This is a genomic window from Arthrobacter melezitosi, assembly GCF_054511055.1.
This window is the reverse complement of record NZ_JBTNDJ010000003.1, coordinates 80,463-106,100: the sequence shown is the minus strand read 5'-3', so window position 1 is coordinate 106,100 and position 25,638 is coordinate 80,463. Positions and strand designations below refer to the sequence as shown.

Here is a 25,638-nt window from a genome sequence, read left to right as displayed (position 1 = left end):
GTTACAGCTCCTGGGCGAAGCGGCCTTCAAGCCGCCGGAAGACAAGCTGGCCCGCAATCAGGGTCAGGGCGGAGATACCGAGTGCCACGGGGATCCACAGTGACAAAAGGTGCGGCGGGATCGGCTCCGCGCCGTCCGTCGTCGGAAGCCAGAAGGCGAAATGGAAAGTTTCGACCCCCACGGTGATGGGGTTCAACTGGTAGATCGAGAAGAAGGTTTCCCCGAGCTTGTCGCGGACCATCATCCAGGAGTACAGCACCGGCGAGGCCCAGGTCGCCACCATCAGCAGCATGTCCACGATGTTCTCCGCGTCGCGGAAGTAGACGTTGACCGCGCCGAACAGCAGCCCCAGCCCGATCGCCAGCATCGTCACGATGACGAACCCCGCGGCGGCCGCCGCGAGCTGGAGGATCGACGGGGACCAGCCCGTGAAGAGGCAGGCGACGACGAGGATCACGATCTGCGGCAGGAAGTGAACCCCGGACACCCAGATCGAGGCGACCGGGAACAGCTCCCGCGGCAGGTAGATCTTCTTGATCAGTCCACCGTTGGAGACGATGGCCCGGGACGCGTTGCCCAGGGCCTCGTTGAAGTAGTTGATCAGGACGATGCCAGCGAACAGGTAGATCGCGTAGTTCGGCAGGCCCCCCGGGTTGCGGGGGGACTGCTCGAGGCCGAGGAACACGCCCAACGCAATGTAGAAGACGATGAACTGGATTCCGGGCTTGACGTACGACCACAGGAGCCCGAGGACCGAACCGCGGTAGCGCACCCGCAGTTCCTTCTGGACGAGGAGTTTCAGGAGGAACCGGGACTGCACGACATCACGCAGGCCGTGACCGTATCCGGGGGTGACAAGTTCGGCGCTCATGCCCGCAGTGTCGGAATTGTCGGTTGCCGCACTCACTAGGCCTTTGTGTCCTGCCCGCTGGCCCCCGGGGACATCGCGTCGAAGGTCTTGCTCCATGCCTCGGGCGAAGTGAACTCGGGAAGTGCGTCCCGGTATTCCTCCGACAGCTCATCCCACCGGCTGAGCAGCTTCTGGTGCAGCGCCATGCTGCGGGCCAGCATCGACCTGAACTGCTCGTTGTCCCGCTTGTACCAGGACGCCCCCGACCCGTCGGCCGATGAGACGAGCGCGGAGTCGAGCTGGGAGAGCCGCCACCACCGGGCATCCATCGCTGCGACGGTTGCCTCGGGGCTCTCGAGGGCACCCGGGCGCGGCTTGCGCAGCTGCCGGAGGGCACCGGTTGCCGCCTTGACGAGCGCCGCGTTCATGTTCTTCGGCGGTGCCGGCTTGACGCCCCGCTTGGGAGGCTTGACCCGCCGGACGCCGGGGAAGGTGGCAATGTCCTTGCTGACCCGGGCGTCGTCGAAGGCGGCCCGGCGCATCCGGATCTCCGGCAGCTTCGTACCGATGGTGCGGTGCAGGTGCGACGGGCCGCTCAGGACGTCCTCAAGGGCGTCCAGGCGCAGCTCGACCGCGGAGTACTGCATGGAGAGCAGGTGACGGACGTCGACCATGAAGCTTTCGCGGGGCATCTTCCCGCCATGCTTGTAGGGCGAGTAGAGCATCGCCGCGACCCACCGGTTGCGCTGGTGGAAGTAGGCCTGCCAGTCGATCGTGTCGTCCTTGTCGGTCCACGGCATGTGCCACACCGCGGCGCCGGGCAGGGAGACCGTACGGTAGCCGTTCGCTTTGGCCCGGACGCCGTATTCCGCGTCATCCCACTTGATGAAAACGGGGAGGGCAAGGCCGATCTCCCGGACGATGCTGGTGGGGATCAGGCACATCCACCAGCCGTTGTAGTCCACATCGACCCGGCGGTGCATCCAGGGGGTGGTCCGCAGGTTGCTCGACGAGAAGTCGTGTGCCTCCCGCGTGGTGGAGACCGGGCCCCAGAAGTACCTGTACTCGTTGATCTCCTCGCCGAAGCTGTGGAGGACGGAGCGCTCGTACAGATTGAACATATGCCCACCGACAATGGTGGGATTGCGGGTGAAGTCGGCGAAGTTCGCGGCCCGCAGGACGCCTTCGGTCTCCACGAGCACGTCGTCGTCGAGGAGCATGACGTACTTGCTGCGGCCGTCCTTGACCGTCTCGTGCATACCGCGGGCGAAACCACCCGAGCCGCCGAGGTTGCCCTGTTCGAGCAGCTGGAACTTGTCGCCGAGGCGTGCGGCCGCCTCATCGAAGCCCGCCTCGTCGCGGACCTTCTGCGTGCCCTGGTCCGTGATGATCAGCCGGTCGAGGGATGCGAGCAACTCCTCCGACTCGGCGAAGGTCTTGAGGTGGCGGACGCAGTAGTCGGGCCGGTTGAAGGTGGTCACGGCGACGGACATCGTGCCCGGGACGAAGCCCTCGGGCTCGGGAACCGCCCACTCCGCGCGCTTGAGCGTCAGGTCCTCGTCGGAGGCGACGAGGTCGAACCAGTACCAGCCGCCGTCGCCGAAGGCGGTGATCGGAAGATCCACATTGACCGGGGATCCCGAGCCGGCCTGGACACTCTTCACGCGGTTGGAGCTGCCCCTGGCGCTCGAACGGTACACCACGACGGTCGCGTCGCCTTCGACCTCGACGATCAGGCGCACCGTCTTGACGTCCGTGTGCGCCCGCCAGTAGCTGGCCGGGAAGGCGTTGAAGTAGGTGCCCAGCGAGATGCGCCGGTGGGCCGGAAGGCGCAGCTGGCGGCGGTCGACGATGAAGTCCGAGCGCATCGTGCTGTGCTGGGCGACGATGGAGGTGGTTCCGGCGCCGGACCGCTCGTTGCGGCTCTGCTCCTCGACAACCCGCTGGGCGGCGTTGAAGTCGACGTAGAGCGGAAGGGTGTCGGTGTCACCGTCGGTGGGAAACACGACCCGGTGGACTGTCCGCCACGCTGTCTGGTCCGCTTCGTCCGTGGCTGATCGATCTACTGCCGGTGCAATGCTCATGCGTCAACTCCTCCGCTTTCAAGCGTTTCCCCGCTGGTGAAGTGCGGCTTGATCTTATTGTCGAACATGGTCAGGGCCGATCCGATGGCCATGTGCATGTCGAGATACTTGTAGGTTCCGAGGCGCCCGCCGAACAGCACCGAGTCCTCGGCCTTGGCCAGGTCACGGTAGGCGAGCATCTTGAGCCGGTCGTCCGCCGTGTTGACCGGGTAGTACGGCTCATCGCCGGTCTCGGCGAACCGGGAGAATTCGCGCATGATAAGCGTCTTCCCCGTCTGGTAGTTGCGCTCCGGGTGGAAGTGGCGGGGTTCGATGATCCGGGTGAAGGGTGTGTCGGCGTCGTTGTAGTTGACGACGGAGGTTCCCTGGAAGTCGCCCGTATCGAGGATCTCCTGCTCGAAGTCGATGGTGCGCCAGGACAGCTCGCCCTCGGCGTAGTCGAAGTACCTGTCGACGGGCCCGGTGTAGATGACGGGCACCTTGCCGACGAGTGCCTTCTTATTGAGCGGCTGCGACTCGTCGAAGAAGTCGGTGTCGAGGTGCACCGTGATGTTCGGGTGGTCCGCCATGCGCTCGATCCACGCGGTGTACCCGTCGGTGGGAAGGCCCTCGTACTTGTCGTTGAAGTAGCGGTTGTCGTAGTTGTAGCGCACCGGCAGCCGGGAGATGATGCCGGCGGGCAGGTCCTTCGGGTCGGTCTGCCACTGCTTGCCGGTGTAGTGCTTGATGAACGCCTCGTAGAGGGGCCGCCCGATCAGCTGAATGCCCTTGTCGTTGAGGTTCTGCGGGTCGGATCCGGCAAGCTCCCCGGCCTGTTCCTGGATCAGGGCCCGCGCCTCGTCCGGGGTGAAGTTGGCCCGGAAGAACTGGTTGATCGTCGCAAGGTTGATCGGCAGGGAGAACACCTCGCCGTTGTGCACCCCGTAGACCTTGTGGACGTAGTTGGTGAAGGTGGTGAACCGGTTGACATACTCCCAGACGCGCTCGTTCGAGGTGTGGAAGAGATGGGCGCCGTACTTGTGGACCTCGATGCCGGTTTCGGCGTCGCGCTCGCTGTATGCGTTGCCACCGATGTGGTGCCGCCGGTCAAGAACGGCCACCTTGAGGCCGAGCTCGGTGGCCGCTCGTTCAGCAATGGTCAGGCCGAAGAAGCCCGACCCAACGACGACAAGGTCAACGTTCACAAAGTCTCCTGGGTTAGTTTTTTGGCGGTGAAGGCTGCTTCCGCGCCGACTCTAGGCTACCCGAACCGGCCCCTGCCGACCGTATTGGGGCATGGACGGGGTTAGGGAGCGCCGCCCGTGCCGTGGTCGTGCAACGCTTCCGTACCGCTAGCTCGGGCCCTTCCGCCCGCCAAGCATCACGGCGGTTCAGGCTGCACTGTCCGGCTATCCATGAGGACACCCCGCAGCGCCCTACCAGCCGGCAGCGGCCAAAAATCGACTGCGGAACTCCGGCAGAAGGCTGCGCATGTAGGAAGCTGACACGTGGTTGTCGTCGATGTACACGCGGACTCCCCCGACAACTGCCGGACAGGTCTCGGGGCCACAGATCAGATCGGTGAAGTCCATCAGGCGGATGTTCGGCGCTTCGGCTTGGAGCACTTCAAACGGCGGAGTGTCGCTGAGGGTTTCCTTCCGCGGCGGAGCACAGGAGCCCGGAGCGTCATTCGCCTTCTCACTGCACACCGCCATGTTGACCTCGAACCGCGGATTGTCGCGTACCCCAATTACCTTGATGCCTGCGCGGGAAAATTCCTCGGCGACCCCGGCGAGTCCGGGAACGGCCTTGTCCTGGGGATCCGTCGGAGAGGCATTGGTAGCCATCACGAATACCAGATCAGGCTTTGTAGCGAGTACGTGCTCCCGGACGTGCATGTTGAAGTCCTCGCACTCAGCGGTCCGCACTCCTCCGAAGCCGAATGAACAGGCCCCCAGGAGGAACGAGCGGACGTTCCATCCCTCCTCCTTCGCCAACGGGCCTATCGCAGCGAGCCACTGCTGGGCATGTGAGTCACCCACCACGACTATGTCCCGGTCTGCCCCCTCTGTGACCTGCTGACGGCACTCGTCCTGAATCTGAGCAGCCATCGAAGAAGCTGGATCGCACGCATCGGGTAGGGTGGCCCACTCGTCCTGCAGGGAGGAAATGGCCGGGATGACGGGAGCCGCCGGATCGGCCCTGTTGACGAAACCCGGGACAAGGGTCATCGCTCCTGGATTGTTCGTGTCCGCCTGCGACTGCAGTTGCGCAGCCCTCGCCTGCAGGCTGCGCTCCCAAAGAGCCACGGGCGCAGCGACCAATCCGATGCAGGCCATGAGGACGAGAACAGCACGGCGCCGCCGTTTATCCGCCCAGGCCAATGCCCGCATCGGTCGCTCGACGAACCGCGTCGTCCCAGTTGCCAGAAGGAGCGAGATGGCGATGATGGCGAGGCCACCCCAGAAGCCAGCGCTTGGCCGGTCCCACCAGATCAGCCACAGGACCAGAACGGGCCAATGCCAGAGGTAAAGGGCATAGGAGAGATCCCCCATACGCATGAGCGGCTTCCAGGACAGGAGGCGGTCGACGCCCACAGGGCTGCCTGTTTGCCCTGCGAGGATGATAAGCGCCGCCGCGGCAAGCGGCCACAGGGCGACGTAGCCGGGGAACTGACCCTGGACGTCGAGGATGAATCCACCGCTGAGCATCGCGGCCATGCCCGCCCAGCCGGCAACCACGCGGATCTTCCGGTGCAGCTTGACGTAGGGCAACGCCAGCGCAATGAGGGTACCGAGGGCGAACTCCCACAAGCGTGCCCGGGTGTCAAAGTAGGCATACGCCTGATTTGTAGAGGTTTCGTAGATGGAGAAACCAAAGGACCCTAGGAACAGCCCACCGAAAACAAGGAGTACAACTCCGCGGAACCGAAGCCGAAGCGCGGTTGCAGCCGCGGCGCTGAACGCGAAGAGGAGTGGCCAGAGGATGAACACCTGGCCCTGGACCGAGAGCGACCAGAAATGCTGGAACGGGCTGGCGAGACTGTCATCAGTGGCGTAGTAGTCAACTGCCTCGAAGGCAAGGAGCCAGTTTTCGTAGTACAGGAGCGACGCCCAGGCCTGGTCGAGTACCGCGATCCACCGGGACTGCGGAACGATGACCGCACTAAGGGCCAGGGTTGCGAGAATCACTACCACGGCCGGGGGAAGAAGCCGTTTGAATTGGTGCAGCCAGTGCCGCGTCAAGTCCAGCGGTCGACCTGTGTCGACCTTGCGGCTGAAGGAGAGAGTCAGGAGGAAGGCGGAAATCAGGAGGAAGATGTCCACCCCGCCCGAGACGCGGCCGAACCAGATGTGGTAGGCCACCACCATGAGTACTGCGATGGCCCGAAGGCCCTGCACTTCCGGTCTGAATCGGCGGTCTTCGGTTCTTCCAGAGCGCGGCTCGGGGACTTTTGCCGTTCCGGTCAGCAGGAACGCGCCGCTCATTGAGCGACTCGCTCGTTTGCTGCACGCGTGCGCGCTAGGGCCGCCCTGTACCTCACCATGCCGTTGCATTCATGAAGTGGTCCCCACTGCGACTCATTGTCCCCATGCCCGGAAGCAGTGCTGGTATCCGTTCGATGAGAGACACCTCACCCTTCACTCCGACCTGACGTGAGGGTGTTTTGCACTCCGCGGCATCCGCCCTATGTTTTTCAACGCATTCCAGCATGTCGTTGACTAAATCCGTCTCAACAACAGACGCTCCGGCTCTCACGATAGACACGTTCGAAGATTCTACCTGCCTGGGAATGCCTGCCTGCGCAGCGCGGCGACTCCAAAGCCGGCGAAGTGCGCGGGAACCGGATGGATTCGGACGACATCTTCTCGAGCGGCTCACCCATCGGGGCGGAGGACGGTCAGTAGCCAATTGCTGGCGGGTTGTTCACAACGGCGGGCTGCATCGGTCTGCGCACCGGCAGGCAGCCTAGTGTTTGACCGGGTCCAAACCGAGCTTCCAGAAGGCGTTCAATGGAGTTGCATATCACACTGGCCTCAGCGACCCTGCCAACAATCCCAGCCCGGGAGATTGTTGTCGACACTGAGGAAATTCCTACCGGCGCCGCGCTTCAACGAAGACTCCTGGCAGATGGAGTGCCCGGCCCGATGATGGTTGGAGGTACGCCCCTCTCGGCGCTGACTCCTCATGCCTTCCCTCTCAAGGACGGGGCGGTGATCACATTTGGCGCTCACGTCCCAAGACCTGCGGCAGACCACCCCGGGATGTTCTTCGTGGTCCATACTGGACCCGACTCCGGGCAGGTTATCCCCCTGAATCGAGGCACCTACTGTATTGGCCGAGTTAATGCCGACATCTGCTTGTCGGATCCGGAACTTTCACGACGCCATGCCAGTCTCGCTGTGTCCGAGAACAGCATCCGATTGCGGGACGAGCATTCGACGAACGGGACCTTCGTCGATGGGCAGCGGATTTCGAGCTCCACCATCACTACACGCTCCGAGATACTGCTTGGCGCAAGCGTCTGCAGGATTCACCTCCCCGATGGCTCACAGTGGCTCCCTGCCCGGCAGGCCGAGGCCTTCGAACCACTCCCTGTGGGTGCGGATCCACCCGGCAGCTATCCGGGCGCACTACTTCTGAGCGCCCTCTTTTCCTTGATCTTTGCAGTGGGCCTGGGGCTCGTTACTGGAAGATGGTTTTTCCTCGCCTTTGGAGTCCTGACAGCCGTCAGCGTGGCGATCCCCCTCGTCGGATGGGGAAAAAGAAGGAGGAAATACAGCCTCGCACTAGAAGAGGCAGCAAGAGAGGACCACAGCCGGCGCCGGCGGGCAGCGCCCGACAATGGGCAAGTTGCCCTCAGCGTGGTGCATGCCCTGAAGCAACGCGCCCTGCTTCCACCGGGAGACTTCTCCTTCCCGCCCAACGCCGTCCATATAAGGCTCGGTACAGCAGACCTGCCCTTACACATCGCTCCCATGGATGGATCGAACGCCACCTCCGTACCGGTGTTGCGCCGAACCCCGGTCCTTGTTGCGCTCCCAATCTCTGGGATGCCGGACGACACGGCGCGGGACATCTCCTTCAGGGGAACTGATGCGGCAGTCAGGAGGACTGCACGGGCACTCCTCTTGCAGCTGGCCTACAACTCCCGCTCCGTTCCGATCGTTTGCTGGGGAGATGAGCAGGACCTTCTACTGCCCGCTAGATTCCTCCCGAATGTGAAGCTGGTGAAGCACCAGGACGTATTGGACGAGCTAATCGAGCACGATGCAGTTCGTATAGTCTTCCAATTCGGTGCCCTGGGCCCATTGGTGCAGTCCAACACGGTCAACGTGCTTCGCTTCGCTCGAGCCCATTGTGATTCCGGGGAAATCGTCGAAGTATCTCCCACGGGCGGACGGGCTCAACTTCAGGGGGAGGAACTGTTCTTCTCGCCCGACGGCGTCGGCAGTGCGGCCTTCGAGCGGACGGCCCGGGCACTGGGGCTCACGACTCAGCCGACCGAGAAACCGAGGATCAGGGCGGACGCGGACCGGTTCGACGAACCACCAGCTAGCGTGGATTTTTGGGTCACGACTCCCGGCCAAAATCAGCCGCTGATGGAATCGGACAGTGTGAAATGGCATCACCGCGCACCGGTGAACCAGCTTCGCACGCAGATAGGAGCCACCAGCAGGCATCCGGTCGAATTCGACCTCGTTCGAGATGGGCCTCACCTGCTCGTCGCCGGGACGACGGGGTCGGGCAAGTCAGAATTCCTTCGAAGCTTCGTCCTTGGACTGGCCTCAAACTACTCCCCGGAAAGACTGGCCTTCCTTCTTATCGACTACAAGGGCGGGTCCGGACTCGCCGACCTCAGCGGGCTCCCTCACACAGCGGGAACTCTGACCGATCTGTCAGCAGAATCGACATCCCGTTTCCTGACTTCCCTTCGCGCAGAACTACGGCGAAGGGAAGCCCTTTGTGCATTGCATCAGGCGGAGGACCTGCAATCCCTGTACCAAAAGGACTCCCGGTTGTGCCCGCCGCGCCTGGTCGTTGTCATCGATGAACTGAAGGCGCTGAGTGATGAAGTGCCTTCAGCAATTGGACGCCTCATAGAGATCGGCTCGCTTGGTCGATCATTCGGTGTCCATCTTGTACTCGCTACTCAGCGCCCCCAAGGCACCGTCACACCGGATCTTCGCGCCAACATCACGTCCTGCGTTCTCTTCCGAGTGCAGACAGTTCTCGAATCCCAGGATCTTCTCGATTCTTCTGTTGCTGCCGCGATTTCCGTGTCACGTCCGGGTCGCGCCTACCTCCGGGTCGCCTCACGGCCCCCGGTGTGCTTTCAGGCCTCGTCAACTTCCATTTCACCATTCCCGACACAGCCAATGCAGGAGGAGCGCATTGGCTGGACTGACCTGCGCGGATACCTCCGACCGGTGTCGGCCGGCACGGAGGTCCCCATCACGCCGGAGGGCCCCGGCCGCACGTACGCCCAGCAAACCCCTCTGCGAATGGCCGTCGGGCGTTTGGCGGAAGGAGCGAGGGCACAGGGATATGCCCTCCCCCAAAGACCGGTGTTGCCTCCACTTCCCCGGACCTTGGCCGGGGATGACCGTTTCCTGCCCACACGTCCATCCAATTGGAGGAAAGGAAGGGGTGCACAACTGGATCCAGAGATTTCGCTTGGTTTGATGGATCTGCCCGCCGATCAGGATCAACAACCGCTTCGATGGTGGCCCGCCCGCGACTCCCATCTTGCCGTAGTTGGACTTCCCGGATCCGGTGGTGCTCAGGTGCTACAGCACACGGTCAGCACTCTGCTTCTGATGGACCCAGACGTTCACGTCTATCTACTCGACGGAGACTTAAGCCTGGAATTTCTCTCGCAAGCTCCGCAGGTCGGCGCCTATGTTCATCCTTGGGAGACAAAACGCGCAGCCCGGGTCCTTGAACGCATCGCAGGAAATTTCGTGACAACCCGTGCACCGACCGGCCAACAACTCCCAACGATTCTGCTTGCAGTGTCAGCATGGGGTCATTGGTCCGACCGATTCCGTAATGGCCGATTCGCCCGTGCCGAGGAGGATCTTCAGTCAATCGCCCGGACACCCAGCCCGGCGGCGCTGATTCTGACCGGAGACCGCGAGCTGATCACGTCGCGGTTTTTCTCCCTCCTGCCGAACCGCGTCTACCTGACCTTCGGCGCTCAGCAGGAAACCCGCATGTCCTGGCCGCCCATGCCTGAGATGGACAACGTCCCTGGGCGCGGGTTTGCACAGGGGCCTGTTGCCGGTGCACGGCCGGGAGCCATTTGCCAGCTCGTCGTAAATCCGAACCCGGTGCCGCCCGTTCCGGACAAGCCCTCCACCTCCCCGGTCCACGTGCTCCCGCTTCCGTCCCTGGTTGAGGCGCGCGCACTCTCGCCCTGCCCAAAAAGCATCAGGGGTCCCGACGCCACCGGGTTTGCGATAGGGCTCTCCGGCGATGAGCTGGAGCAGTACTACGTCGATCTTTCTCCGGGCACGGCTTTCCTGGCTCTCGGGCCTCGTTCATCCGGGAAGACCAACCTGGTGTGGATGTTCGCTTGGGCCGCGGGTCTCCACCCAAGCCAGCGTCAGGCGGTCATCCACCGAGGCCAGGGCGCCGAAAACGCCGCCCGGTTCTGGCGATCGTTCCTCTTGAGACCATCTGCACGGCAGGATGCAGAGCGGAATATCCTCCTGATAGACGATGTCGATAATCTGCCGGACGATGTCCAGTTGGGTCTTGTCGATACGGTGGCCCAAGGTTCAGCGGCAGTCGTCACGGCTCAAGGCGGGCCCAGTCTCTTGTCGCGAGTTCCGCTCGCCGCCCGCGCACGAAGCACCGGAACGGGCATCATCCTTCGGCCGCGCCCGCCTGCCGACGGAGACTTTTTTGGCTTACGGTTCGACATCACTGAGTCACCCCCCTTGGGACGGGGACTTGTCTGCGGGCGGGGCGAAGCTACAGAGGTCCAATTGGCGCGGTGCCCTGAGGATTTACGCGCTCATTGAGGACGCGCTCGGAGAATAGCGCGACGGCGGAAACCGAACCCGCGGCTACAGGACCTTTCGGTCCCCAGTCACCCGGACGGTAAAGGAGAGCACGGGACGGGTGAACAGGGTGATCAGCACTGCCGCGCCCGGCACCAGCATGGCCAGGCCGATCAGCACCGACCCGTTGGAGAGGAACGACACCGAGAGGATGACAAGGAACAACTGAATCACCAGCGCCGCCGACCGCGGCCACCGGAATCCCCTCCACAGCGCACGGGCCAGCACCACCAGCCACACCGCCAGCAGGATCAGGAACACCGCCAGAAACACGGATCCGCCGACGGACACCAGGTCCCCCATGGCCAGGCTGCCCAGGAAAATGGCGCCGAGGCCGAGGAAGGCGAGAGCCTGGAGCAGGAGGATGACTGCGATGACGGTGACACCGGGCGGACGGACAGACGGGGTTGGCTCGGGAGGTCTTGACACACTGGCACCCTACCGGAGATAGTTCCAGTACGGCCAAGACCGGACCCCTCCCGCACCCTCTTGTGACCTAAACCTCATCTGTCAGAGCAACTCCCGGTGCATCAGCCCTTGTTTACCGGAACGTAACGTGACAGCCTTGATCTGAGATAAAAGCGGGGGCCGCATACGGCCCCTTTACTATGAGGGCTCTCGTGAATGTTTTCACAAGATGAGGGCTATAGGAGAAAGTGGTCAGCATGGATTGGCGTAGCCGCGCTGCATGTCTGGATAAGGACCCGGAGTTGTTCTTCCCGGTCGGAAATACCGGGCCGGCGCTTCTTCAGATCGAAGAGGCCAAGAGCGTCTGCCGTCGCTGCCCCGTCATCGACACCTGCCTTCAGTGGGCAATCGAGTCCGGACAGGACGCAGGCGTCTGGGGCGGACTGAGCGAAGACGAGCGCCGCGCGCTCAAGCGCCGGGCGGCCCGCGCCCGCCGCGCCTCATAACCGGCAGGCATTCAGCCGCACAAATGCAGGAGGGCCGCCCGCGGGCGGCCCTCCTGCATTTAATCCCCGGCCGTGCCGGGGATTCCGCCGGCACCGCCGGCTCAGGCGCCTCGGTCGCTGCGAAGGCCCATTTCGAGGTGCACCGTGGTGCCGCCGCCCTCCCGCGCACTCCACTCGATGGTTCCGCCGAGTTCGCTGTTCACCAGCGTGCGCACGATCTGCAGGCCCAGGCCCTGGGTGTGGTCCCCGGGGGGAAGACCCACGCCGTCGTCGGCGATTGTGACATCCAGCAGCTCCTCCCCATCCCGCCCGGTCCGCCGGTTGGCCTCGAGCCACACGGTGCCGCTGCGGTGGGCCAGTCCGTGCTCGACGGCGTTTGTGACAAGTTCATTGATCACCAGTGCCAGCGGCGTGGCGAAATCGCTGGGCAGCTCCCCGAACCTGCCGCTGCGCTCGGTGCGCACCGCGTGCGACGGCGATGCGACCTCCGCCGAGAGCCGGAACTGCCGGGCGATGAGCTCATCGAAGTCCACGCTCTGCGCGAGTCCCTGCGAGAGGGTTTCATGCACCAGGGCGATCGTCGAGACGCGGCGCATGGCCTGTTCGAGGCCCTGCTTCGCCTCCTCGCTGACCATCCGGCGCGACTGCATCCGCAGGAGGGCCGCGACGGTCTGCAGGTTGTTTTTGACCCGGTGGTGGATCTCGCGGATGGTGGCGTCCTTGGAGACAAGTTCCATCTCCCGCCGCCGCAGTTCGGAGACGTCCCGCACCAGCACGAGCGCCCCGAAACGGTCCTTTTCGTCCCGCAGCGGGATGGCCCGCAGGGAGAGGCTGACGCCGCGCGAACTGATCTCCGTGCGCCAGGGCATCCGGCCGGTCACAACGAGCGGCAGGGTCTCATCGACCATCCGGCGGTCCTTCAGCAGCGGAGTCGTGATCTCGGCAAGGGACCGCCCCTCGAGGGTTTCGACGTCTCCGAGGCGCCGGAACGCCGACACCCCGTTGGGGCTCGCATATTCGACGACCCCGTCGACGTCGAGGCGGATCAGGCCGTCACCGACGCGGGGAGCGCCACGCCGGGAGCCCGTCGGCGTCGCGAAGTCCGGCCAGAGACCAAGGGTTCCCATCCGCAGCAGATCCTGCGCACACTGCCGGTAGGTGAGCTCGAGCCGGGAGGGCATCCGCGGGGTTGAGGTATCCATATGGGTCGTGACAATGGCAAGGGTCCGGCCGTTGCGCACCATCGGAACCGCCTCAACGCGCCTCGAAACCTCCGCGCCGCGCTCGGCGTCCGGGGTGCGTTCGATGCGCTGGCTTTCCCATGCCCGGTTCACCAGCGGAAGCAGGTCGGCCCGGATCCGTTCCCCCACGAAATCGGTGTGGAAGACGGTGTGCGAGGTGGACGGGCGGGCATGCGCGAGCGCAACGTAGCCTCCGTCGTCGAGCGGAAACCACAGGGCCAGGTCGGCGAACGCGAGGTCCGCGACCATCTGCCAGTCCCCCACCAGAAGGTGCAGCCACTCCGCGTCCCCCGGCGCGAAGCCCTTGTAGTCCCGGATCGGGTCCGTGAAGATCGCCATGAACGTCCTTCTTCGTCAGCGCACGATGGAGCGCAGCAGGCGAAGCGCCACCGACAGCGAGGAAATATCGTCCTGTTCGAGGCTGTTGACCTCGTCGAACATGTTCCGGGCCCGGGCCAGCTGGTCGGCGTTCTGGGCCTCCCATTCCTGCAGGCGGGCCATCGGCTCGCCTCCGCGGAGCATCTCCGAGGCTTTGAGCACCGCCACGGTGATGTCGGCAACGGTGGAGTAGAGATCGTCACGCAGTGCGGCCCGGGCCAGCGCCTGCCAGCGGTCCTTACGGGGAAGGTGGGTGATCCGCTCAAGGAGGTTGTCCACGTCGAAGTAGTCGTAGACGGCGTAGTACACGCGGGCGATGTCCTCCACCGGCTCGTCGACCCGCCGGGTGCTGAACGCGATATCGAGCAGGGCAAACGATTCGAACTGCTCGGCCCAGGTCGAGACGATGGACTCGGGCAGCCCCCGCTCGTGGGCGACGTCCGCCCACTTCCGGACGCGCTCCAGGTCCCCGCCGCGGACGAAGGACGAGAGCCGGGACCGCAGCGGGTCGATGAGGGGCTTGAACGCCGCGACGCTCTCTTCGACAGTGGTTCCGGCTTCGACGTGGTTCACGAACCAGCGCACGGCCCGGTCGAGCAGGCGCCGCAGGTCGAGGTGGACCTCGCACCAGTGCTCGGTCGGGAAGTCGGCGGGAAGCGCCTCAAGCGCGGTGACAATCGAATCGAGCTCGTAGATCTCGCGCAGGGCGACGAAGGCGCGGGCGACGTCGGATTCGGAGACCGAGGTTTCCTCCATGACGCGGAACGCGAAGGTGATCCCACCCATGTTGACCATGTCGTTCGCGACCGTCGTCGCGATGATCTCCCGGCGCAGCGGGTGGGTGTCAAGCAGGTCCCCGAAGCGCTCCACCAGCTGGTGGGGGAAGTACCGGCGCAGGGTTCCGGAGAACCAGGGGTCATCGGGCAGGTCGCTGCGGGTGAGCGCCTTGGCCAGCTCGATCTTGGCGTAGGCCGCGAGCACCGACAGCTCGGGGGAGGTCAATCCCTTTCCGGTGTCGATGCGCGCCCGCAGCGCCTTCGTGGTGGGCAGGGCCTCAAGGCCCCGGTCCAGGTCGGCGTGGGTTTCGAGCCAGTCCATCAGGCGCTCGAAGCTGGGGCTCCATTCGATGATCCGCTGCCGGTCGTTGAGCAGCAGCACATTCTGGTCGATGTTGTCGCGCAGCACGAGCTCGCTGACCTCATCTGTCATGGAGTGCAGGAAGCCGGGGCGCTCTTCCGCCGTCATCCTTCCCAGTTTCACCATGCGGTCCACGAAGATCTTGATGTTGACCTCGTGGTCGGAGCAGTCCACCCCGGCCGAGTTGTCGATCGCGTCGGTGTTGAGCACCACGCCGTTCAGCGCGGCCTCGATCCGTCCGCGCTGGGTCATGCCGAGGTTGCCGCCCTCCCCGACCACCTTGACCCGCAGATCGCTGCCGTTGATCCGGATCGCGTCGTTGGCGCGGTCCCCGACCTCGGCGTTGGTCTCGGCCGAGGACTTCACGTAGGTGCCGATGCCGCCGTTGTAGAGCAGGTCGACCGGCGCGCTGAGGATGGCCTTGAGCAGTTCGGGCGGGCTCAGGGTGGTCACGGAGTCCTCGAGGCCCAGGACGGCCCGGACCTGCTGGGACACCGGGATCGACTTGGACTGCCGCGGGTAGATCCCGCCGCCCGCGCTGAGCAGCGAGGCGTCGTAGTCCTCCCAGCTGGAGCGCGGCAGCTCGAAGAGCCGCCGGCGCTCGGCGTGGGAGGCCGCCGGATCCGGGTTGGGGTCGAGGAAGATGTGCCGGTGGTCGAACGCCGCCACGAGCTTGATGTGCTCGGAGAGGAGCATCCCGTTGCCGAAGACGTCGCCGCTCATGTCGCCGACCCCGACGACCGTGAAGTCCTGCGTCTGGGTGTCGAGGTCGAATTCGCTGAAGTGCCGCTTGACCGACTCCCACGCGCCGCGGGCCGTGATGCCCATCGCCTTGTGGTCGTAACCCACCGAGCCGCCCGAGGCGAACGCGTCGCCGAGCCAGAATCCGTACTCGGCCGACAGCCCGTTGGCGATGTCGGAGAAGGACGCCGTGCCCTTGTCCGCCGCCACCACGAGGTAGGAGTCATCGCCGTCGTGGCGCACCACCCGCTCGGGGGTCACCACCGTCTCCCTGCCATCGACGGTGACGAGGTTGTCGGTGATGTCCAGGAGGGCGCGGATGAAGGTGCGGTAGCTCTCCGTCCCCTCGGCCAGCCAGGCGGCCCGGTCCACCGTGGGGTCGGGAAGCTGCTTGGGGAAGAAGCCACCCTTGGCCCCGGTGGGCACGATCACGGCGTTCTTGACGGTCTGGGCCTTCACCAGCCCGAGCACCTCGGTGCGGAAGTCCTCGCGGCGGTCGGACCAGCGGAGCCCCCCGCGGGCAATCTCGCCGAAGCGCAGGTGGACGCCCTCCACCTGCGGGGAGTACACCCAGATTTCGAACTTCGGCCGGGGGAACGGCGCCCCATCGATCGAGGGGGTGTCGAGCTTGAAGCTGACGTGCCGCTTGTTCTGGAAGTAGTTCGTGCGCAGGGTCGCACCGATGAGGTTGGCGAAGGTCCGCAGGACCCGGTCGGCATCGAGGGTGACGACGCGTTCGAGTCCCTCGGTGAGGGCTCCGCGGGCGGCCTCGGCCGCCGCCTCCCGGTCGGAGTCGAGATCCGGGTCGAACCGGGCTTCAAACAGCGCGACGAGCGCGCGGGCCACGGCGGCGTTGCGCAGCAGCGTGTCCGCGACGAAGCCGTAGGAGTTGGCGTTGCCGAGCTGGCGCATGTACTTGGCGTAGCTGCGCAGGATCAGCACCTGGCGCCAGCTGAAATGCTCGCGCACCACGAGGCGGTCGAAGGTGTCGGACTCGCTGGCGCCCACGACCGCGGCCGCGAAAGCGTCCTTGAGCAGGTCGGCCGTGTCGAGTGGACTGATGCCGGCCGGGTACCTCAGGCCGAGGTCGTACAGGAAGTACTGCTGCCCGTCGGCGCGTTCGATCTCGAAGGGCCGCTCGTCGAGGACCTCGAGGCCGAGGTTGTGGAGGAACGGCAGGATCTGGGTGAGGCTCTTCGGTTCGGTGAGGTAGAGCTTCAGCCGTGCGTCCTCCTCGGCGCCGGGGCGCTGGGGAACGTAGACATGCATGCCGGGCGCACCGGAGCCGGGGTCGAGGGCCTCGAAGCGGCCGATGTCCTCGAGGGCATCCTCCACCTCGTAGTCGACCCGGTAGCCGGCCGGGAACGCCTCGCCCCAGAGCCCGGACAGGCGTTCGGCTTCCTCATGGTCGAACGTGTCCCGGGCGACCTCGGCGATGCCCTCGGCCCAGGACCGGGCGGCCCGCACGAGCCGCTCCTCCAGCTCCGCACTGTCGACCTCTTGGACCTCCCCGCCGCGGGCCAGCCGGATGCGGAAGAACAGCCTCGCGAGGGCGGACTCACTGACGCGGGCTTCGAAGTCGATCGAGTCGGCGTGGAAGGTGGTGCGCAGCTCCTCCTCGATCCGGAGCCGGACGCTCGTGGTGTACCGGTCGCGGGGAAGGTAGACCAGCGCCGACATGAACCGTCCGTAGACGTCGGGGCGGAGGAACAGCCGGGTCTTGCGGCGTTCCTGGAGGCGGAGGATTCCCATGGCCGTGTGAACCAGGTCCTGGACCTCGATCTGGAACAGCTCATCGCGCGGGTAGGTCTCGGCGATCGAGAGCAGGTCCTTGCCGGAGTGGGAGTCGGAGGGGAACCCGCAGAGCCCGAGCATCTCGGTGACCTTGTCCCGGACGATCGGCACGTTCTTGACCGACCCCGTGTACGCGCTGGTCGCGAAGAGCCCGATGAAGCGGCGCTCCCCGTTGACGTTGCCCTGGGCGTCGAAGCTCTTGATTCCGATGTAGTCAAGGTAGGCGGCGCGGTGCACGGTGGAGCGCGAGTTGGCCTTGGTGATCACCAGGGCGCGCTTCTCGCGCGCCTTGGCACGGCCCGCCGTGGTGAGGTGCTGGATCCGCCGGTCCGCATCGGTGTCACGGAGCAGTCCGAGGCCGCTGCCGCGGCGGACGGCGAGGGCGTCGAGGCCGTCCTCGACGACGAGGTCGTACTCCTTGTAGCCGAGGAAAGTGAAGTTGCCGTCGTCGAGCCACCTCAGCAGTTCCTGGGCCTGGCGCAGGTCCGGAATCGACGATGGGTCGGCGACCTCGTCCAGGGAATCGGCGATGCCCTGGACCTTGCCGCGCATGGCTGGCCAGTCGTGAACGGCGGCACGGACGTCGGCGAGGACCTTGTGGAGGCCGCCAACGAGTGCGCCGCGCGCCCGCTCATCGGGGACCCTGCTGATCTCGATCGACATCCAGGATTCGATGGATGAGGCACCGGGAATCAGGTGCGAGATGTCGGGAAGCGCCGCGGTGTCTCCGCTGGAGGATCCGGCGGTGGAGGGGACCCGTTGGAGGCCGAGCAGGGCGTGGGATGCGTCATCGCGCGCTGCCACGAAGGTGGGGTGGACCACCAGGCGGATGGCGCACTCCTGCCGGACCAGTTCGGCGGTGACTGAATCGACGAGGAAAGGCATGTCGTCGGTGACGATGGCGACGATGCTGACATCGCCCTGGTCGAAGACCTCGATCACGGGCATCCCGGCGGGCCGCACCTCGGCGAGCCGGCGGTGGGTCAGCGCGCGGTCATGCAGTACTGAACCGCTGTAGGCGTCGGCGTCCTCCCCTGCGAGGTGTTCATAGTAGTGCTCAATGAAGTCCTCGAGCGACGTGTCTGAACTGGACTGATCCGTGACGCTGGATCCAGACGACATGAAAAACGCCTCCGTAACGAGATGAAAGACCGCCCCTTCGCGGCCCCTTACCTTGGAAGCCTAACGGGCATCCACGAAAACTTCACTTCGTTGGAGCTCCGTCCAATCCTCCGGCGCGGACGTTGTTCAACCGCCACATCGACAAGGCCCGCGATCGCCCTCCGCAGGGCCGACGCGGGGGCGGTTTCCGCAAGCACCGAACCCGCCAGCAGCGCCTCGTCCGCCGCCTCGAAATCGGCGGGCAGGAAGGCGCCGATGGGGGTACCGGGCCCGAACCGCTCCCAGGCCTCCCGCAGCTGGTCCTCCGGCGAGCGCCCGACGGCCCCGGCACGGACCTTGTTGAGCACAACCTTCGGCGTGGCCGTGGGCACGGCCTCCGCGAGGACCGCCAGGGAGCGCACGAGCCGCGGGACACCGATGGCGTCCGCCGCGCCGACGGCGAAAACCGAGTCGGCTGTTGCGAGGCAGCGCAGTGCCGCTCCATTGCGGCGGGGCGCCACGGTGTCGAAGCTGAGCTCCTCATCCGCCTCGAGGCAGAACCCGCAGTCGACGATCGTGACGTCCGCAGCCGCGCGGGCGCAGTCGAGAACCCGGGCCAGGGCCGCCGGCCGGATCTCGGGCCAGCGGTCGGGCCGCGTCAGCCCCGTCAGGACCCCCAGCCTCCCGCCCCCGACGGCGACCGTGGACACCGCCCGGTGGAGGCTTTCCGGGTCGAGGCTGCCCTGATCGGCAAGCCGGCAGGCCTGCGCCAGGCCGGCGGATTCATCGAGGAGGCCCAGGAAGGCCGCCACGCTGGCCCCGTAGGTGTCGGCGTCGATCAGCAGGACGCTGGAGCCGGCCGCGGCCAGTTCCGCCGCCATGTTCACCGCGACCGTGGTGCGGCCCGGGGCGCCCGTCGGTCCCCACACGGCGGTGACGGTTCCGCCGCCGGGACGCCGGGGAGCCGGCTCCGGGGAAGCCTCGACCGGCCGCAGGGCGGCGGCCGGATCCGCGTAGGCGCCCGGACCGGGCCGGCCTGCCGCCTCGGTCAGGCTGTGAACGGCCGCCACCAGAAGGTCGGCCAGCGGGGCCGCGGCGATGCCGGGAGGCGCGTTGAGCACACCGGGCATCCCGGCGTCCGCGGCCGGCTCCGCCTCCCCTGCGAGCACCACGACGGCGATGCCGGCCCCCCGCAGCCGCTCCAGCAGGGAGACCGTCAGGTCTCCCGTCCCAGGCGAGAGGATCGCCGCCCGGGCAAGTCCGGCCTGGCCCGCCGCCAGCAGTTCGGCCATCCCTTCGCACCGGCGCACCACGGTCACCGGACCGTGGAGCTCCTCCAATCCGGTGACGTACTCCCCCGCCGCCGGGCCGACGGTGATAACGGGAATGACCGCGCCACTCACGGTCCTCCCCGGGGGTTCAGCACCACGGCGATCTTCGCTTCGTTCGACAGTGCGTTCAGGAGGTCCGGCATGGCCCCGTCGGCCACCAGCACATAGACCCGGGATGGGGAGCCGGCACCCAGGGCGGATTCGCCGACCACGATTTCGGAGACCTCCGCTCCCTCAAGCAGGAGCCGCGGCGGCTCGAACCGGGACCCCTGCCCGGGGGCGGCCCCCGGCAGTGCCACCCAGACATCCACCCGGGCGCCGGCCTCGGTGCCCGCCGGGAGCGGGTCCTCCACCGGAAGGCCCACGGGTTTCCGGTCGAGTTCATCCGGGCGGCCGACGGCGGCCGCGGGCACCAGTTCGCCCTCCCGGACGAGCCGGGTGATCACCGCATCCTCGGGCAGGTCGGCGGAGGCCCTGAGATACTCCTTCTCCGAACTGCCCAGCCGCACGGCGACCGTGACGAGGTCCCCGGACTCCAGGCGGGCGCCCACGGGAAGCTCGGTGCGGGCGGCCAGGACCTCGGTGGTGCGGTCCAGGCTGCCGACCAGGGCCACCACTCCGGCGGTCGATGCGAGGACGAGCAGCAGCCCGACCAGTAGCCTCGGGTCCCGCCAGGACGGCCTGCCGATCCGCGGCGCGGGGGCATTCGGAACCGTCCGGCTGGCGTCTACGCTCATGAAGCTTCCTCCGTACGTCGGAGTACTCCCGGGCACCGGCGGAAGGGACGCCGGTGGTCCTGCCATTGTTGTGCAGGCGGGACGCAAAATAAACCATCCGTTTTCGGGCCGGGCCGAATCTGTGGACAACCCGTTCACCAGCGCCCGCGGAGTGACAGAATTGAGGCACGTCCGGCCGAGGGCCGGCGGAGTGCGGACGGAGCGTTCGTGGAGGTTGGACAGGGCAGAGGAAGAGGTGTGTGTGGCTGAGAAACGGTTCCTGACCCTCGCCGACGTTGCGGAGGTGCTCAACATCAGCTCCTCGCAGACCTACGCCCTCGTCCGCTCGGGGGAGCTTCCGGCCATCCAGGTGGGCGGGCGCGGGCAGTGGCGCGTGGAGGCGCGGGTCCTCGAGGACTATATCGCCGAGGCCTACAAGAGGTCCGCTGCCTCCCTGCGCGGAAGTGCCGATCCGGTCAACAACGCCTGAGGGTCCGTGGGTCAGGGGTCCGAGGCCACCGCGGAGACCGCAGCGAAGGGCAGCGCCAAGACGCCCCGGACGTTCGCCATCCTGCGGTGTTCGCCCGGTGGCACCAGGGCCAGCTCGAAGAAATCCGCCCCTACCCTGTCCATCATGCCCTCGTGAACGGTGGGCGGCGACCCGGCGTGGACGCTGACATAGGCCCGGTCGCGGGCAAGGGCCCGGTAGGCCGAGGCAAGGCCGAGGCGGGCGTGCACTCCTGCCGGGCGTGACCCCACGGTGCGCCCAAGGCCTTCGACGCTCAGGACTGCGGTGAACGGCAGGAGCACCGACCGGGTGCCCTCGGCCAGCACGAGCCATTCGGCGCCGAGGTAGGCCAACCGGCCTGAAAACCCCTGCCCGTTGCAGGTCCTTACCTTCAGCCCCTGCCCCATCGAGCCGGAGAGCCGGTCCGCAAGGAACACCCGCCCCTGCTCCGCCCGCGAGAGGTCGGCCGTTACCGCTTCCTCCTCCGCCGCGCGCGCGGCGGCCAGCTGTGCCTCCATGTCGTCGAAGAGGGCGTCCCACCGCATGGTCCAACGGTAGGGAGGCAGGTAGTCCGGGTCAATGAATTCGAGTAGCCCCATCCGTATACAAATGCAATTAAACCGCATCAAATGGATACAAACGCGGGGAAGGAGCACCGTGAACGAGCACCGGGCGTCAGGGGCCTATCCGGCCGTCGTCCTTGTCCTTGGGGCGGTCCTCACCGTCTCGGGGGCCGCCACGTCCGGTGCCCGTACGCCGGAGGCGGGCATCGGTGCCGCGGCGGCCGCCGGCGGCCTCGGGATCCTTGCCTGGTGGATCACGGCCCTGGCCCTGGCCCTGGGCACGGAGGTGCTGCGGCGGCAGGGCCAGGAGGCTGCGGCCCGCAGGCTGGCCGCCCTCACCCCCGGCTCAATGCGCCGGCTGGCCGCGGCGCTGCTCGGCCTGAACCTCCTGGCCGGGACGACGGCAGCCCCGGCGGCGCCCCCGGGTGCCGCCGGGGCCCAACCGGCATCCGCGCCGGGCCTTGGGGTGCCCGGCCAGGCTTCCTCGGGCGCCGCCGTGCCGGCCCTCGCAGGGCCGGGGCGAACAGAGGCAGTCCTCGCAGTGCCAGTCCTCGCCGTGCCGGTCGGCGCGGTATCGGTCCCGGCCATCCCGGCCGCGGCCGGATCGACGGCGCCGGCCGACGAGGAGGAGAGGGTGAGCCCGAACTGGAAACCCCTGCCGCTCCCCTGCAACCCGGGCCTGCTGGCGCGGCCGCCACGGCAGGAGGACGCTACTGCGGGCAGTCCGGCCGCAGGGGTCGTCGTCCGCAGCGGCGACTCGCTGTGGTCCATCGCGGCCGCGCGGCTCGGCCCCCTGGCCACCGACACCGAGGTCGCCGGCAGTTGGCCCCGCTGGTACTCCCGGAACGCCTCGGTCATCGGCCCGGAGCCCGATCGGCTCACCCCCGGCCAGATCCTGGTTGCGCCGGATCCGCCCTGAGGCTCCGGCTCACGCAGGCCCGACACCACCCGCAACCGACGCTTCCGGAAGGATCGACATGGCCACCCTCACCCGGCAAGGCATCCAGCAAGCCACCGCCCGGGCCCCCTCGGTCCGCGACCGCCCGCCCTGCACTGAGCCACCGGTGGTGGAAGCGGAGGCCCAGGAGGCGCGCGTCGGCGGCATCGCACGGGCCGTGGCGCAGGGTGCGGTCGAGGTCCTCGGCGGCAGCCGGCCGGCCTCGCAGATGTCCCGGTGGCTCGACGCGGCAAGTTACGAGAAGCTGCATCTGCGGGCCTGCCTCATGCGCAGCGTGACGGTGCCCACCGGCACCGCCACCGCCACCGGGAGGTGCCCGGGGAGCCCGCCGGACCTGCGGGCCGCGCGCAGCGTGACGGTGCGCAGCGCCCGGCTCTGCCGCGTGTCGGAGACCGCCTTCGAAGCGGCGCTTGTCGTCCTGGACCGCAGGAGGGCGCGCGCTGTCGCCCTGCGGGTGGAGCACCAGCGCGGCGACTGGAAGGTCACCGCGCTGGAAATCGGCTGAGCCCGTTTCCCGGTTACTTCTTGGGCCGCTTGGCGCCGTTGCGCTCTGCGGCGGCCCGCGCCTTCGTCTCGGCGACGGCCGTCTTGAGCCGTTCCACGTGCGTCTCGGCCTCGCCCTGGGCGTTCGGCGCCGAGAAGTTGAGGCTCGCGGGACGCTGCGGTGCCTCGAGGCCCGCGGCGCGGATCGAAGGCACCTGCACCAGGCCCCGGCCGTCCTGCACCCCCAGCCCGTTCGACGCCGGCGCCGGAGCGGCGACCTCGACCTCGAGGTTGAACAGGTACCCGATGGTTTCCTCGCGGATGGCCTCCATCATGGCCTGGAAGAGGATGAACCCCTCACGCTGGTACTCCACCAGGGGGTCGCGCTGGGCCATGGCACGCAGCCCGATCCCCTCCTTCAGGTAGTCCATCTCGTAGAGGTGCTCCTGCCACTTCCGCCCGATGACCGACAGGACGACGCGGCGTTCGAGCTCGCGCATCGTCTGCTCGCCGAGGGCGTCCTCCCTCGCCTGGTAGGCGAGCTTGGCATCGGAGAGGATCTCCGCGTGGAGGAAGTCGCGGGTGATCTTCGACTTTCCGCCGGCCTCCTCGACCACCTCGTCGATGGTCAGGGTGATCGGGTAGAGCGTCTTGAGGTTGGTCCACAGCAGCTCGTAGTCCCAGTCGTCGCCGTGGCCCTGCGCCGTGGCTTCATCGACCATGGCCGTGACGACATCCTCCAGGAAGTACCCCACCTTTTCCTTGAGGTCGCCGCCTTCGAGGATGCGCCGGCGGTCGCCGTAGATGGCTTCGCGCTGGCGGTTCAGGACGTCGTCGTACTTCAGGACGTTCTTGCGCTGTTCGGCGTTGCGCCCCTCGACCTGGCCCTGGGCGTTCTCGATCGCCTTCGAGACAAGCCGGGACTCCAGCGCCACGTCGTCGGGCATGCTCGAGCTGTTCATGATCCGCTCGGCGCCGCCGGAGTTGAACAGCCGCATGAGGTCGTCGGTGAGCGAGAGGTAGAACCGGGAGCGGCCGGGGTCGCCCTGACGGCCGGAGCGCCCGCGCAGCTGGTTGTCGATCCGGCGCGACTCGTGGCGCTCGGTGCCCAGCACGTAGAGTCCGCCGAGTTCGCGGACCTCCTCCTGCTCGGCCTCGACGGCCTTCTTGGCCGACTCGAGGGCCGCGGGCCACTGGGCCTCGTACTCCTCGGGGTTCTTCGCCGGGTCGAGTCCGCGCTTCTCGAGCGCGGCGACCGCGTTGAATTCGGCGTTGCCGCCGAGCATGATGTCGGTGCCGCGGCCGGCCATGTTGGTGGCGACGGTGACGGCGCCCTTGCGCCCGGCCTGGGCGACGATCGCGGCCTCGCGGGCGTGGTTCTTGGCGTTGAGGACCTCGTGGCGGACACCGGCCTTCGCCAGCTGCTTGGAGAGGTATTCGCTCTTCTCGACGCTGGTGGTGCCGACCAGGACGGGCTGGCCGGTTTCGTGGCGCTCGACGATGTCCTTCACGACGGCGTCGAACTTCGCGACCTCGTTCTTGTAGATCAGGTCCGCGAGGTCCTTGCGGGCCATCTCCTTGTTCGTGGGGATGGGCACGACGCCGAGCTTGTAGGTGGACATGAACTCGGCCGCCTCGGTCTCGGCGGTGCCGGTCATGCCGGAGAGCTTTTCGTAGAGCCGGAAGTAGTTCTGCAGGGTGACGGTGGCCAGGGTCTGGTTCTCCGCCTTGATCTCGACGCCTTCCTTGGCCTCGATCGCCTGATGCATGCCTTCGTTGTACCGGCGGCCGGCGAGGATGCGTCCGGTGTGCTCATCGACGATCATGACCTCGCCGTTGAGCACGACGTAGTCCTTGTCGCGCTTGAACAGTTCCTTGGCCTTGATGGCGTTGTTGAGGAAGCCGATCAGCGGCGTGTTCGCCGACTCGTAGAGGTTGGAGATGCCGAGGTAGTCCTCGACCTTCTCGATGCCCGACTCGAGCACGCCGACCGTGCGCTTCTTTTCGTCGACCTCGTAGTCGGTGTCGGCGTGCAGCTTCTTGACGACCTTCGCGAACTCGTTGTACCACCGGTTGACGTCGCCGGAGGCCTGGCCGGAGATGATCAGCGGGGTCCGCGCCTCGTCGATCAGGATGGAGTCGACCTCGTCGACGATGGCGAAGTTGTGTCCGCGCTGGACGAGCTCCGAGGCGCTCCAGGCCATGTTGTCGCGCAGGTAGTCGAAGCCGAACTCATTGTTCGTGCCGTAGGTGATGTCCGCGGCGTACTGCTCACGGCGGGTCGCCGGGTCCTGCTTGGAGAGGATGCAGCCGCTGGTCATGCCCAGGAAACGGAAGACGCGGCCCATCAGGTCCGACTGGTATTCGGCCAGGTAGTCGTTGACCGTGACGATGTGCACGCCCTTGCCGCTGAGGGCGTTGAGGTAGGCCGGGGCGGTGGCGACGAGGGTCTTGCCCTCACCGGTCTTCATCTCGGCGATGTTGCCGAGGTGCAGTGCCGCCCCGCCCATGAGCTGGACGTCGAAGTGGCGCAGGCCCAGGGTGCGCCGTGATGCCTCACGCACGGCGGCGAAGGCCTCCGGCAGGAGGTCATCGAGGCTCTCGCCGTCCGCGTGGCGCTTCTTCAGCTTGTCGGTTTCCCCGCGGAGTTCGGCGTCGGACATCGCTCGGAAGTCGTCTTCGATGATGTTGATGGCATCGGCGTAGTTCCGGAGTTTCTTCAGTGTCTTCTTATCGCCGGTGCGGAGAACTCGTTCAAGAAGTGATGGCACTGGTATCTGCTCCCAATCTA

Annotated in this window: 16 protein-coding genes and 1 pseudogene; 6 read left to right on the top strand and 11 right to left on the bottom strand. The window is 66.5% G+C overall.

Going from position 1 to position 25,638, the window contains the following annotated elements; translation table 11 throughout:
• Position 1: 1 nt before the first annotated feature.
• From ACX80W_RS05040 to ACX80W_RS05025, 4 genes are all read right to left on the bottom strand, one after another.
• The gene (locus tag ACX80W_RS05040; protein ID WP_459281010.1) at positions 2-871 is read right to left on the bottom strand and encodes an ABC transporter permease; all 870 of its coding nucleotides are present in this window, start codon (positions 869-871) and stop codon (positions 2-4) included.
• A 35-nt stretch (positions 872-906) separates the two neighbouring features.
• Positions 907-2,934 (bottom strand): glycosyltransferase, encoded by a 2,028-nt coding sequence (locus ACX80W_RS05035; protein WP_459281008.1) that lies wholly within the window; start codon positions 2,932-2,934, stop codon positions 907-909.
• Positions 2,931-4,118 (bottom strand): UDP-galactopyranose mutase, encoded by a 1,188-nt coding sequence (gene glf / locus ACX80W_RS05030; protein ID WP_459281006.1) that lies wholly within the window; start codon positions 4,116-4,118, stop codon positions 2,931-2,933. The genes ACX80W_RS05035 and glf overlap by 4 nt, the downstream gene beginning before the upstream one ends.
• 231 nt (positions 4,119-4,349) lie before the next feature.
• On the bottom strand, positions 4,350-6,401 hold the full coding sequence (locus tag ACX80W_RS05025) for an acyltransferase family protein (protein WP_459281004.1): 2,052 nt from the start codon (positions 6,399-6,401) through the stop codon (positions 4,350-4,352).
• A gap of 525 nt (positions 6,402-6,926) precedes the next feature.
• Here ACX80W_RS05025 and ACX80W_RS05020 point away from each other — a divergent pair.
• Together ACX80W_RS05020 and ACX80W_RS05015 are read left to right on the top strand one after the other, a co-directional pair.
• Positions 6,927-7,427: pseudogene (locus tag ACX80W_RS05020) on the top strand (FHA domain-containing protein); the annotation flags it as partial.
• Between the two features lie 708 nt (positions 7,428-8,135).
• A complete protein-coding gene (locus ACX80W_RS05015; RefSeq protein ID WP_459281358.1) occupies positions 8,136-10,943 on the top strand; it encodes an FtsK/SpoIIIE domain-containing protein in 2,808 nt (935 codons plus the stop codon).
• Positions 10,944-10,988: 45 nt separating this feature from the next.
• Here ACX80W_RS05015 and ACX80W_RS05010 read toward each other — a convergent pair whose 3' ends face one another.
• A complete protein-coding gene (locus tag ACX80W_RS05010; RefSeq protein ID WP_459281002.1) occupies positions 10,989-11,411 on the bottom strand; it encodes a hypothetical protein in 423 nt (140 codons plus the stop codon).
• A gap of 236 nt (positions 11,412-11,647) precedes the next feature.
• On the opposite strand from ACX80W_RS05010, the gene ACX80W_RS05005 reads away from it, so the two are divergent.
• Entirely contained in the window at positions 11,648-11,896 is a 249-nt protein-coding gene (locus tag ACX80W_RS05005) for a WhiB family transcriptional regulator (RefSeq protein WP_459281356.1), read from the top strand.
• 101 nt (positions 11,897-11,997) lie between these two features.
• On the opposite strand, the gene ACX80W_RS05000 is transcribed toward ACX80W_RS05005, so the two are convergent.
• From ACX80W_RS05000 to ACX80W_RS04985, 4 genes are read right to left on the bottom strand one after another with little or no spacing between them, the layout of a single operon-like run.
• Entirely contained in the window at positions 11,998-13,476 is a 1,479-nt protein-coding gene (locus ACX80W_RS05000; RefSeq protein ID WP_459281000.1) for a sensor histidine kinase, read from the bottom strand.
• Positions 13,477-13,491: 15 nt separating this feature from the next.
• Positions 13,492-18,309 (bottom strand): NAD-glutamate dehydrogenase, encoded by a 4,818-nt coding sequence (locus ACX80W_RS04995; RefSeq protein WP_459280998.1) that lies wholly within the window; start codon positions 18,307-18,309, stop codon positions 13,492-13,494.
• Positions 18,310-18,356: 47 nt separating this feature from the next.
• A complete protein-coding gene (locus tag ACX80W_RS04990; protein ID WP_459280996.1) occupies positions 18,357-19,691 on the bottom strand; it encodes a CpaE/TadZ family protein in 1,335 nt (444 codons plus the stop codon).
• A complete protein-coding gene (locus tag ACX80W_RS04985; protein WP_459280994.1) occupies positions 19,688-20,356 on the bottom strand; it encodes a hypothetical protein in 669 nt (222 codons plus the stop codon). Before ACX80W_RS04985 ends, ACX80W_RS04990 begins: the two co-directional genes overlap by 4 nt.
• 241 nt (positions 20,357-20,597) lie before the next feature.
• Here ACX80W_RS04985 and ACX80W_RS04980 point away from each other — a divergent pair, with 241 nt between their 5' ends.
• On the top strand, positions 20,598-20,825 hold the full coding sequence (locus ACX80W_RS04980) for a helix-turn-helix domain-containing protein (protein ID WP_459280992.1): 228 nt from the start codon (positions 20,598-20,600) through the stop codon (positions 20,823-20,825).
• Positions 20,826-20,836: 11 nt separating this feature from the next.
• Here ACX80W_RS04980 and ACX80W_RS04975 read toward each other — a convergent pair whose 3' ends face one another.
• Positions 20,837-21,442, bottom strand: coding sequence for a hypothetical protein (locus tag ACX80W_RS04975; RefSeq protein ID WP_459280991.1), 606 nt, complete (start codon positions 21,440-21,442; stop codon positions 20,837-20,839).
• Positions 21,443-21,500: 58 nt separating this feature from the next.
• Here ACX80W_RS04975 and ACX80W_RS04970 point away from each other — a divergent pair, with 58 nt between their 5' ends.
• On the top strand, positions 21,501-22,325 hold the full coding sequence (locus ACX80W_RS04970; protein ID WP_459280989.1) for a LysM peptidoglycan-binding domain-containing protein: 825 nt from the start codon (positions 21,501-21,503) through the stop codon (positions 22,323-22,325).
• Between the two features lie 58 nt (positions 22,326-22,383).
• Entirely contained in the window at positions 22,384-22,869 is a 486-nt protein-coding gene (locus tag ACX80W_RS04965; RefSeq protein WP_459280988.1) for an Rv3235 family protein, read from the top strand.
• A 13-nt stretch (positions 22,870-22,882) separates the two neighbouring features.
• Here the strand turns inward: ACX80W_RS04965 and secA are convergent, their stop codons facing one another.
• Positions 22,883-25,618, bottom strand: coding sequence for a preprotein translocase subunit SecA (gene secA / locus ACX80W_RS04960; RefSeq protein WP_459280987.1), 2,736 nt, complete (start codon positions 25,616-25,618; stop codon positions 22,883-22,885).
• Between the last annotated feature and the right edge of the window lie 20 nt (positions 25,619-25,638).

Coding starts and splice junctions, on each gene's coding strand:
- ACX80W_RS05040 (WP_459281010.1), bottom strand. CDS start 871: ATGAGCGCCGAACTTGTCACCCCCGGATACGGTCACGGCCTGCGTGAT.
- ACX80W_RS05035 (WP_459281008.1), bottom strand. CDS start 2,934: ATGAGCATTGCACCGGCAGTAGATCGATCAGCCACGGACGAAGCGGAC.
- ACX80W_RS05025 (WP_459281004.1), bottom strand. CDS start 6,401: ATGAGCGGCGCGTTCCTGCTGACCGGAACGGCAAAAGTCCCCGAGCCG.
- ACX80W_RS05005 (WP_459281356.1), top strand. CDS start 11,648: ATGGATTGGCGTAGCCGCGCTGCATGTCTGGATAAGGACCCGGAGTTG.
- ACX80W_RS05000 (WP_459281000.1), bottom strand. CDS start 13,476: ATGGCGATCTTCACGGACCCGATCCGGGACTACAAGGGCTTCGCGCCG.
- ACX80W_RS04995 (WP_459280998.1), bottom strand. CDS start 18,309: ATGTCGTCTGGATCCAGCGTCACGGATCAGTCCAGTTCAGACACGTCG.
- ACX80W_RS04985 (WP_459280994.1), bottom strand. CDS start 20,356: ATGAGCGTAGACGCCAGCCGGACGGTTCCGAATGCCCCCGCGCCGCGG.
- ACX80W_RS04975 (WP_459280991.1), bottom strand. CDS start 21,442: ATGGGGCTACTCGAATTCATTGACCCGGACTACCTGCCTCCCTACCGT.
- ACX80W_RS04965 (WP_459280988.1), top strand. CDS start 22,384: ATGGCCACCCTCACCCGGCAAGGCATCCAGCAAGCCACCGCCCGGGCC.